The 8553-nt window shown below is 43.6% G+C and carries 9 protein-coding genes; 5 read left to right on the top strand and 4 right to left on the bottom strand.

Features of this window, described 5'->3' with window-relative positions:
• Nucleotides 1-175: 175 nt before the first annotated feature.
• The 3 genes from AC805_RS13300 to AC805_RS13310 are packed head-to-tail and all read left to right on the top strand — an operon-like array spanning nt 176 to nt 941.
• Complete coding sequence (locus AC805_RS13300; RefSeq protein WP_055075874.1) at nt 176-364, top strand: hypothetical protein; 189 nt, start codon at nt 176-178, stop codon at nt 362-364.
• Nucleotides 361-645, top strand: a complete 285-nt coding sequence (locus AC805_RS13305) for a type II toxin-antitoxin system RelE/ParE family toxin (protein WP_055075875.1) — start codon at nt 361-363, stop codon at nt 643-645. Before AC805_RS13300 ends, AC805_RS13305 begins: the two co-directional genes overlap by 4 nt.
• A gap of 41 nt (nt 646-686) precedes the next feature.
• Complete coding sequence (locus AC805_RS13310) at nt 687-941, top strand: hypothetical protein (protein WP_055075876.1); 255 nt, start codon at nt 687-689, stop codon at nt 939-941.
• Nucleotides 942-1237: 296 nt separating this feature from the next.
• Here the strand turns inward: AC805_RS13310 and AC805_RS13315 are convergent, their stop codons facing one another.
• Both AC805_RS13315 and AC805_RS13320 read right to left on the bottom strand, forming a co-directional pair.
• On the bottom strand, nt 1238-2941 hold the full coding sequence (locus AC805_RS13315) for an NAD+ synthase (protein WP_055075877.1): 1704 nt from the start codon (nt 2939-2941) through the stop codon (nt 1238-1240).
• Nucleotides 2942-3133: 192 nt separating this feature from the next.
• Nucleotides 3134-3751, bottom strand: coding sequence for a CPP1-like family protein (locus AC805_RS13320; protein ID WP_055075878.1), 618 nt, complete (start codon nt 3749-3751; stop codon nt 3134-3136).
• A gap of 533 nt (nt 3752-4284) precedes the next feature.
• On the opposite strand from AC805_RS13320, the gene AC805_RS13325 reads away from it, so the two are divergent.
• Complete coding sequence (locus AC805_RS13325) at nt 4285-5277, top strand: sodium-dependent bicarbonate transport family permease (protein WP_055075879.1); 993 nt, start codon at nt 4285-4287, stop codon at nt 5275-5277.
• A 95-nt stretch (nt 5278-5372) separates the two neighbouring features.
• Entirely contained in the window at nt 5373-5684 is a 312-nt protein-coding gene (locus tag AC805_RS13330; protein ID WP_009626427.1) for a P-II family nitrogen regulator, read from the top strand.
• Nucleotides 5685-5769: 85 nt separating this feature from the next.
• On the opposite strand, the gene murJ is transcribed toward AC805_RS13330, so the two are convergent.
• Both murJ and AC805_RS13340 read right to left on the bottom strand, forming a co-directional pair.
• Nucleotides 5770-7479 (bottom strand): murein biosynthesis integral membrane protein MurJ, encoded by a 1710-nt coding sequence (gene murJ / locus AC805_RS13335; RefSeq protein ID WP_082429495.1) that lies wholly within the window; start codon nt 7477-7479, stop codon nt 5770-5772.
• Nucleotides 7480-7859: 380 nt separating this feature from the next.
• Complete coding sequence (locus AC805_RS13340) at nt 7860-8162, bottom strand: 2Fe-2S iron-sulfur cluster-binding protein (RefSeq protein ID WP_055075880.1); 303 nt, start codon at nt 8160-8162, stop codon at nt 7860-7862.
• Nucleotides 8163-8553: the final 391 nt, after the last annotated feature.

An 8553-nucleotide genomic window follows, 5' to 3' on the forward strand; every position in this document is an offset into this window, starting at 1 on the left:
TAAGGTGAGTTTATAAGCTTTGTAGCATCTTCCTAATGTTGAATCTTAGATGTTTTCATGTAATGCTAAGTTCATGGAATCCATGCTGGCAGAGAGTTCTGGATATCCTTTCCTTTTTAGGACTACCCATTTTTTCGATAATATACTAGGATAAAGATTTAGAGGAAGCTAAACCATGACAGTACTTAACGTCAAACAGCAAGCACAAAGCCTCATTGAAAAATTACCTGACAACTGCACTTGGGACGACATCATGCAGCAGGTATATGTGATTCTAGCCGTTGAAGCAGGCTTAGCAGACAGTCAAGCAGGTCGAGTTAAATCCGTTGAAGAAGTGCGATCGCAGTTTGGACTTCAACCATGAACGTATTCTGGACAAACAAAGCGATTGAACAGTTGACAGCAATTCATAGCTATCATGCTCAGGTTTCACCTCAATACGCAACTCGATTAGTGGACTTGATAACAAAGCGATCGCAACAAATTGGCACATTTCCCAATTCAGGGAGGATTTTACCTGAAATCAACTTAGAGCAAATACGCGAAGTTATTGAAGCAAACTATCGCATCATTTATTACGTTGGCTCCGACAGAGTAGATATTCTGGCTGTAGTTCATGGTGCAAAGAACCTATCTTCTAACTAAAGTTACTGCTAGAGAAACTACAAAATCGGAGCGTGAAGCATATGAAGAAGGCTGAATTAGAACTAGAAGACAACCTTAGACCCGAATATGACCTTAAAAGTCTGCGTGTCAGAAAACTAGGCTCAGGACGTAAAAGCTTTGGCGGGTCAACTGTGCGTCTAGAACCTGATGTTGCTGCAATATTTCCAAACGCCGATGCAGTTAACGAAGCCCTAAGATTCTTAATTAGAGTTACGCAACAAAACCAACCCACTAATGTTCCAACATTATCTAACACTCAAGAAAATAATCTGTAGTGTGGTAGCAATATTTTGATTTAGACTCTATAGGTGTTTCGGGGAGGTCAAACATGATAAACGGCTCAATGCTTTTAATGACGAGTGTTTCAGCCATCAAAGACCTCCGAGACTAAAACTATTGCACATCGAGTGTTTCAGCCATTTAAGCTAAAGTATCTCCCCGAAACGCCTATTGAGCCATACCAGAATTAATGAAAAGAATCACAATCAATACCCTAATGCAAGAATAGCGGCGCAAAGCACTGCCATTCTTGCGAATTTAACCAAGTTTGTGGAATAAAATGGAACAAAGTTTATGGTGTAAGTTGACTGGCGATCGGCATTCTCCAGCCAGAGCCAAAAGCACGATCGCTTATTTTGAGTCCGGGGGCGGCTTGGCGACGTTTGAATTCAGCGATTTTGACTAAACGAATTACGCGATCGACGATCGCGCGATCGTGTCCCGAAGTGACAATTTCAGCCGCAGAAAGATGTTGACTGATGAGCTTGTGTAAAATGTCATCAAGAACATCGTAGGGAGGAAGGGAATCGCGATCGAATTGATCGGGCTTGAGTTCAGCGCTAGGAGGCTTAGTAATAATATTTACGGGAATAACTTCTGCTTTTCCCTCTTTAATCGCCAGAGGCGAATTGGTGAGATTGAGCCAAGTACAGAGCGAAAATACCCGTGTTTTGGGCACATCAGCGATCGCCGCCAGTCCTCCATTCATATCTCCGTAGAGAGTACAGTAGCCCACCGATACTTCCGATTTATTACCCGTGGATAGTAATAAATGTCCAAATTTATTGGATATCGCCATGAGCAAACTACCGCGTATCCGAGATTGCAAATTCTCTTCCGTGACATCGCTCGCCCGATCTGCAAATAATGCTGACAAACTCTGCTCGAAGGAATCCATCATGGGCTGAATTGGAATAGTTTGCGTGGAAATTCCTAAATTATGCGCCAAGGCGATCGCATCCGTAATGGAATGCTCGGAACTATAGGGAGAAGGCATGAGTACGCCCAGTACATTCTCTTTGCCGATCGCTTCGGTAGCGATCGCCGCAACTAACGCCGAATCAATACCGCCACTTAGCCCAATTACCACTTGACGGAATCGACATTTCTGCACGTAATCGCGAACTCCCAACACCAAGGCAGCAAAGATTTCGGCATCATCACTTTCATACATAGAAGAAGAAGTATCCGCACCTTCTTCGAGATTCACAATCAGCAGATCCTCCTCAAAAGCCTTAGCGCGAGCAATTATTTGTCCTTGGCGATCAAATGCCATGCTGCGCCCGTCAAAAATCAAATCGTCATTTGCCCCCACCTGATTGGCATAAATTAATGGCAAGTTGTGGACGATCGCACTATGGCTGAGCATCGCTTCACGCAACTTCTGTTTGCCGATCGCGTAGGGGGAAGCCGATAAATTGAGCAGCAAATCGACTTCCTTCTGCGCTAGTTCGGCAACGGGATCGTCGATATAGTTGCGCTTATCCCAAAACTTTGCGTCGTTCCAGATATCTTCACAAATGGTGACCCCAATCCTTAGCGATCGCCCTCCTTGACAATGGAGCGTAAAAACTTGACTCCCAGTCCCCACGGCAAAATAACGATCTTCATCGAATACGTCATAGGTTGGCAACAAGCGCTTGTGAAAAACTTGCCGAACTTGACCATCCTGTAACAGAGCCGCACTATTAAATAAAGGTTTGCCCCCTGCGCGATCGGCATCGGGATTAGTGGAAACGGTTCCCACAAGTACCGCAACATCGTGGGGAAGTTTACTAGCTAGATCCGCGATCGCTATTTCTAGATCGCGTACAAACTGATGATTCATCAACAGATCGCGAGGAGGATAGCCACAGATTGACAGTTCAGGCGTTAATACGAGCTGCACCCCTTGGGCTGCTAATTTCTGGACAGCAATCAATAAGCGATCGCAATTCCCGACCAGATCGCCGATTATCGGATTAAGTTGCGCGATTCCAAAAATTGCAGAAGACATAGTATTTGAGATTTTTGAGATGATTAGCTATTGGCTAATAGCTATTGGCTTGTATATATTTTAAAAGCCTTGCATTGCAAGGCTTTTAAAATATATGTGATATACGTGAGCTTACCAAAAATTATAGGTAGAAACTAAAAGCTAAAAGCCAAAAACTAATAGCCAAAAGCTAATAGCTAATAGCTAATAGCCTCATTTCAAGAAACAAGCGTGAAGCCACATCACCAATAGGATAATTACCATCTGGATCGAGCTAGGGAAAAATCCATCACCAACTAAACGGGATAGGACTAAGACTTGATTGGTTAGAGCTGCTAATAATACCCCGATCGTAATTCCTGATAGGGAGATCAATAACGCCCGTCCAAATCGGTTTTCTTTGCGGGTTAATAAGTACACACTGGCAATTAATCCGAAGGATAGCCATGTGGTGGCAGCAGGTACAAAAAAGCTCACTGCACCCAATCCAGCAAAAACTCCCAACGAAATATAAATATCTTTTTGTTTAGGCGTATCTAGCAGCTTTGACAACCAAGATGGGGCGCGACGCTGTGTATTGTTTTGCAGAGCCGCAGGTATCGCAGTGGAGAGACGTTCGGGATAGCGAATGCGATCAGGTACAGCAATTTTGCCTTCTTTGCGCGCACGCAAACGATCCATGAGGATGGCATCGTAGGCTAATTCGATCGCTTCTTGTTGAGACTCATCCCCCTCATGTTCGCGCAATAGGCGATCGCGTGCATCACGCACTTCTTCAAAGGAGGCTTCGTCGTTGACTCCTAGTTTTTCGTAGGGAGTTGGTTCGCTCATTTTTCCAACTATGAATGTTTGTAATGTTCGCTAGATATTCGCTGAAAAAGTAGCTAAGCAACCGATCAGAAAATATTATGCAGCGTAATGTTTAACCATAGTATAGCGTTTGCTTCAAAATACTTGTCTAAACTTTTAGATGTCTTATTGATGTCTTGGTGTAATGTCCTGATTTGATATAAGTAGCTAGGCGCAATTAAATATAAAACCCCAAAACCTGTAGCGCACGCGCAGCGTGCGCTACAGGTTTTGATTCTGGGTTTTAATTATGCCCAGCTACTTAGTCGTAAGTAAACTTAAAAACCAGAAGAGCATACCGCCCGCGCAGCGGGCGGTATGCTCTTCTGGTTTAGCTACTTAATTAAGAAAAAATAGGGCTTCGACTTCGCTCAGCCATTGGAATACGATGGCTAAGCATAGAGAAACCTAAATATATAACAAGACATAACCGTCGATCGCTATACAATTCGGTAGACTGTCATCATGTAAGCATTGCTTTAACAAATCATTTTATTTTTAATGGATCTGTCCAAATGGATTTAGACCTAATCGTTTCTAACGTTCTTAACCCGCCGATCCTGTTCTTTTTTCTGGGTATGATCGCGGTACTGATCAAGTCGGATTTGGAAATACCACCACCTATTCCCAAATTATTCTCGCTGTATTTGTTGTTAGCGATCGGATTTAAGGGGGGGGTCGAACTAGTCAAAAGTGGCATCAGTCAAGAAGTGATTTTGACGATGGCAGCAGCGATCCTGATGGCTTGTGTCGTTCCTGTCTATTCATTTTTTATCCTCAAAATCAAGCTGGACTCTTACAATGCAGCCGCGATCGCCGCAACCTATGGCTCGATCAGTGCGGTTACCTTTATCACGGCAAGTTCATTTTTGAGCCAATTGGGGATCGCTTTTGACGGTTACATGGTGGCAGCCCTTGCCCTGATGGAGTCTCCTGCCATTATTGTGGGACTAATCCTCGTCAGCCTTTTTACGGCTGCCGAAAAAGCGGAAAAAGGTGAAAATCGCGAATTTGCTTGGGAAGAGGTATTGCGGGAAGCTTTTCTCAATAGCTCGGTATTTTTGCTTGTTGGAAGTCTGATTATTGGTTGCCTAACTGGAGAAAGAGGCTGGCACGTACTATCTCCCTTTACCCAAGACATGTTTTATGGCGTACTGACGTTCTTTTTGATGGATATGGGCTTAGTTGCTGCCAAGCGAATTAAGGATTTACAAAAAACAGGTGTTTTCCTAATTGCATTTGCGATTTTAATGCCGATCCTCAATTCGGGCGTAGGTATTGCGATCGCCAAATTAATTTCCATGTCTCAGGGAGATGCCTTGTTATTTGCCGTGTTATGTGCGAGTGCTTCGTATATTGCCGTACCTGCGGCGATGCGGTTGACAGTGCCCGAAGCAAATCCTAGCCTCTATGTCTCGACTGCTTTGGCGGTGACTTTCCCCTTCAATATTATTGTCGGCATTCCCTTGTATATGTACGTAATTAATTTGTTTTGGGCAACAGCTTAGGCGAAATCAGGCGGCGGAAGACGCTGCCTAGGGTTTGATTTAGGGAAATTTTTAACATCAATTTATTAGATTATTAGTTATTAGAGATAAAAATCATGCAAGCGGTAAAAAGAATCGAAATCGTATCGGATTCAGTCGAATCTCACAAAATTATCAAGGTTTTAGAAAGTGTCGGGGTTTTGAACTACACAGTAATCCGCAATGTCATTGGTAAGGGAGTACGGGGTACTAATTCTGGCGATCTTGATATGAGTATGTTGGAAAATGATTATGTAATTGCTTTCTTTTTAGAAGAAAAGACCAAGTCGCTGGTTGAAAAACTCAAGCCAGTTACCAAGAAGTTTGGTGGAGTTTGCTATATATCTGATGCGATGGCAATTCATGCGGTACAAAGTATTAGTTCCTAATCCCCCAATCACCCCAAAGAGTCGAGATGTGATGAGGATAGACTTTTTTCTTTAGGCAAAATTACCGAAAAAATTATCAGAAAAATCATCGAAAAAACCGCCGCTTGATCTGTGCACTCAGCAATGCAATCTCAGGAATTTTCATTTGCATAGCGATCGCGCCAAAGATCGTTAATCCAATTACACTAGCGATCGCGAGTCCTCCTAATTCAGCGCTAAACTTTGCTATGACATTCATGCCAGCAAATCCCTGACTGAGCAAATGATAGACTCCCCAGCTCACTCCCCCTGCGATCGCACTGGCGATCGTTAGCCCCAAGATCGTAATGCTCCAACTTTTTAAGGGCATTCCATTCAGGCGGCGATCCAGACAATACATCATGGTGAGCATCGACAGCACATTCACCGAAACCGTCGCCAGCACGATCCCAGGCGCACCAAATTTTTGAACTAGGAAGTAATCAAATAGTCCATTTAAAAAAATATTGGCGATGCTGATCTTAAAAGGGGTATCCCCATCACCAAGCGCATAAAAGACCCGCACCAAGACATCACGCCCTAAATAAACAAACATCCCAACGGAATAAGCCATTAAGACCGCCCCCGTTAACTCTGCATCTTCGGTGGTAAAAGCATAGCGCTCGTATACTACCTGTGAAATAGGGAAAGCCAAGGCTACCATCAAGGCACTAAGGGGCAACATGGTTAATGCCGTAAGCATTAATCCTTGACGAATCCGCTGTTTAAGTTCATCCCAGTTTTCGGGATCGGTGAGCTTCGACAACACAGGAAACAGAGGTACGAGGATCACATTCGACAAAATTCCTAAGGGCGTTTGGACGAGCAAACCTGCATAGCCCATGGCGGACACTGCCGCCGCTGCGTTAGGAATGAATGAAGCAAAAAATAAATCCGTCCACACATTAATTTGCAGCATTCCCGATGAAAAGGTGGCAGGAAGCATGATTTTCATTACTTCTTTAACTTCAGGTCTCTGGAAGTCAAATCGCAGTTTGAAGCCACCCATACCAGATTTAAGCTGTACGGGCAATTGCACTAACCATTGCAAAATTGCTCCAGCAAGGGTTGACCAAGCTAGGACTGCCCCGCCCAGCATGGCATTTTCTGGCAAGAGGATCTTGCTGCCCAAACTCCAAAACAACCCCCCGATGCCAATCAATACGGTCAAGCTAGAAAAGATGGGACTGACGGAGGGTAACCAGTAAGCGTCAGCAGCATTTAAGGCTCCAAAGCCGATCCCCACCAGTCCCGCGAGGACTGCCATGGGAGCCATGATCTGAAACTGCTGAATGGCAATATCTTTGGTGATCTTAAGATGTTGAATGGTTTCAGGCGTAATTCCTTTAGCAAGTAAATTGGCTTCGGGTATAAATAGTCCGGGGGCAACTAGGTGCATCAATGGTTCTGCAAAAATGATGAGGGCGATGCTCACCAACAATAAAATTCCTGTAACGATCGTGGTGATGCTGTCGATGATGGTGGCAACTTCACGCCGATCGCGTTTTGCTAAAACACTGACGATTGCGCTATGGAAAGGACCATTAATCCCCCCCAAGAGGATCAACAAGAACCCTGGAATCACATAGGCAAAGTTATATGCACCATAGGCGGTTCCATTGCCAAAGGCTGCGGCGATCGCTACTTGACGCAGTAATCCAAATATTTTGCTCAATAACGTAGCAACTGCTACAATCGTGGCGATATTGAGGAGCGATCGCTTAGTTGATTGCAGTGGTTGAGTTTCAGTGACGATATCTTCTTCGTTACCAGACAAAATTGGTGCTGCCCCTTACAGTTTAGACTCTGAAAAATGTAACACCAAATCACAACCTTATCCCAATTTATAGGATAGTGCTTTGCATTTAGTGAGTATATATAGCTGCCGCCAGTCTTGTCAGGATCAAAACCCATAAGACCAATGGTGACGCAAAGCGTCACCATTGGTCTTATGGGTTTTGACAAGCTATAGCTGTCGCCTGTATTAGGACATAAACCCCAAGAATTGAGTGGCGGCGCGAAGCGCCGCCACTCAATTCTTGGGGTTTGATTTGTCCTCATTCAAGTGACTGTAGATATATATAGCAAAAAACTCCGATCGCCAAACTAATTATGTTCAGAGATCGGAGCTTTTAAAATATTTAAGAAAAGAAGCGATTAGTAGAGAGCTTCTTCTTGATGGGTCAAGATTTCACAATCAGACTGAGCGTAGGTTACGCAAAGGAGAGCATAACCAGCTTCGATTTGCTCGTCATCCAAGAAGGACTGATCGCCTTGGTCAATTTCACCCTTAAGGATCTTGCCAGCACAGGAAGAGCAAGCACCAGCGCGACAGGAGTAAGGCAAATCGATACCTTGAGCTTCAGCAACGTCAAGAATGTACTCATCAGCAGGAACCTCGATAGTCTTATCAAGACCGTCGGCTTCGTTAATTAGTCTTACTTTGTATGTATCAGCCATGTTGTGTAATAAACCTCTTAAAGATTGCAGACAATAATAAATGCTGTGTTGAATTAGCTCCAAAAAGAGGGTACTAACCAACTGACATTTATTTCAATCACCCACAAGGGCATTAAGACGCATCATATCGCTCTTGGCATCCCAGCGAACAACTAGCTTTTTATTTCTGCCATTAGTTATAGGTGATAGTTATCGGTCGGTTTCAAGTATCCACAAACAGCTAAAACCTAGTCAACAAAAGGGTTTAAGTCGTTTTGATGCCCCATAAAAATGATGAGTTTTCGTTTATAGTTTGATTTATTCAATAAGTTTTTTTAATCTTATCGACAGACATAATCATAGTCAATTTTTTGATATGAAAATTCAATCAATGAGTACTACTTCCTAGCCA

It is taken from the genome of Pseudanabaena sp. 'Roaring Creek' (assembly GCF_001402795.1).
GTDB lineage: Bacteria > Cyanobacteriota > Cyanobacteriia > Pseudanabaenales > Pseudanabaenaceae > Pseudanabaena.